Annotated in this window: 2 protein-coding genes; one reads left to right on the forward strand and one right to left on the reverse strand. The window is 75.8% G+C overall.

What is annotated here, in order from left to right; all coding sequences use genetic code 11:
• Positions 1-282: 282 nt before the first annotated feature.
• Positions 283-1,329 carry a uroporphyrinogen decarboxylase gene (gene hemE / locus H5J30_RS29400; protein ID WP_309505666.1) on the reverse strand — a complete coding sequence of 349 codons (1,047 nt, stop codon included), beginning with the start codon at positions 1,327-1,329 and terminating at the stop codon, positions 283-285.
• Between the two features lie 167 nt (positions 1,330-1,496).
• Between hemE and H5J30_RS29405 the strand changes: the two genes are divergently transcribed.
• A partial coding sequence (locus H5J30_RS29405; RefSeq protein ID WP_258563590.1) for a DUF3000 domain-containing protein occupies positions 1,497-2,078 on the forward strand: 582 nt, incomplete at its 3' end.

A 2,078-nucleotide genomic window follows, 5' to 3' on the forward strand; every position in this document is an offset into this window, starting at 1 on the left:
AGGAGGGCGGCCTCGTAGAGGGTCAGCTCACGCGCCCCGCGGACCCGGGCGGGCTCGGGCTCCGGCTGTGCCGCGGCGACGGAACCGACGAGGACCAGGCGCCCGCACGACAGCAGAGCGGCGGCCCAGGCGACGAGCGCAAAGCACACCCACATGGCGGTGTTCTACGCGATCGGGGCACAGGGCGCCAGACCTATCTTTCCGAACGCGCCCGTGATACCGGGGCGTTGTCCGCCCCGGGTCCGTCGCCGATCCCGCCGCGGACCCTCCCGGGCGCCGGCGTCAGCGGGCCGAGGACTCGTGCACGTACTCCACGAGCCGCGTCAGTGCGTCGGGGTCCGTCGTCGGGAGCACGCCGTGGCCGAGGTTGAACACGTGCCCCTCCAGCCCCGCCGCCGCCTCCAGCACCTCGCCGGCCTTGGCCTCCATCGCCTCGCGCGGCGCGAAGAGCACCGCCGGGTCGAGGTTGCCCTGCAGCGCCTTGCCGGGGCCGACGCGGCGCACGGCCTCGTCGAGCGGCACCCGCCAGTCGACGCCGACGACGTCCGCGCCGGCCTCGCCCATCGCGGTCAGCAGCTCGCCGGTGCCGACGCCGAAGTGGATGCGCGGCACGCCGTACTCCGCGACCGCCGCGAAGACCTCCGCCGACGCGGGCAGCACCGCGCGCCGGTAGTCGGCGGGCGCCAGCGCGCCCGCCCAGGAGTCGAAGAGCTGCACGGCGGAGGCGCCGGCCTCGATCTGCACCCGCAGGAACGCCGCCGTGATGCCGGCGAGCCGGCCGACCAGCTCGGCCCACAGCTCCGGGGCGCCGTACATCATCGCCTTGGTGTGCTCGTGGTTGCGCGAAGGGCCGCCCTCGACCAGGTAGCTGGCGAGCGTGAAAGGCGCCCCGGCGAAGCCGATCAGCGGCGTCGCGCCCAGCTCCGCGGTCAGCCGGCCCACGGCCTCGGCCACGTACGGCACGTCGTCCGGCTCCAGCGGGCGCAGCTGCGCGAGGTCCGCGCGGCTGCGGATCGGCTGGGCGACGACCGGGCCGACGCCCGGTTTGATGTCGAGGTCGACGCCGATGGCCTTGAGGGGTACGACGATGTCGCTGAAGAGGATCGCGGCGTCCACGCCGTGCCGCCGTACGGGCTGGAGCGTGATCTCGGTGACGAGGTCGGGCCGCCGGCAGGAGTCGAGCATGCCGATGCCCTCGCGCAGCCGCCGGTACTCGGGCAGCGAACGGCCCGCCTGGCGCATGAACCACACGGGTGTGTGCGGGACGGGCTCGCGCCGGCACGCGCGCAGGAACGCGGAGTCGGCGGCCGGTCCCGCAGGGGCGGTCACCGCAGGGGCTGCCGCCGCGGAAGCGGCACCGGCGACGGACGTGGCGGAGGGGCGGGGGGCGCTGTCGGCACTCACCCCCGCATCTTCGCACGCGCGTGGGAGTCGAGATCAGGCCACCCGGGTGTCCCGCAGCGCTTCTACGCGTCGCGCCCCCTAGTCTTCCGGGCATGGTTGCGGCTCCTGGACACCTCGTCGACGAACCCGATGGACCCCCGGACGGCCGGCCGGGGGACGGCGCCCTGCCGCCCCCGTTCCGGCGGGCCGTCGAGGCGCTCGGCTCCGCCGCGGTACGCCCCGAAGTAGCGCTGCAGGCGACGCGGGCGCCGCGGGGCATCGCCCCGTTCGCGTACGCCCTGGAGGCGGACGTCGAGGAGGGTGCGGCGGAGGACGTCGAGCCCGCCGACGGCCGGCTCGTGCTGCTGCACGACCCGGACGGGCAGGACACCTGGCGCGGTACGTTCCGCTTCGTCACGCTGCTGCGCGCGGACCTGGAACCGGAGATGGCCGCGGACCCGCTGCTGCCGGAGGTGTGCTGGTCCTGGCTGACCGGCGCGCTGGACACCCGCGGCCTCGGCTACGGCGAGCCCAGCGGCACCGTCACGCGCGCGTCCTCGCACCACTTCGGCGGGCTGGCGGAGCGCGGCACGACGACGAAGATCGAGATCCGGGCGTCCTGGACGCCGCAGCCGTCGCGCACGGCCGGGGACGGCGCCCCGGACGCGGCGGCGCACCTGGCGGCGTGGGTGGAG

Origin of the sequence: Streptomyces phytophilus, from assembly GCF_013870535.1 — a bacterium.
In the GTDB taxonomy this organism is placed as follows: domain Bacteria; phylum Actinomycetota; class Actinomycetes; order Streptomycetales; family Streptomycetaceae; genus Streptomyces; species Streptomyces phytophilus.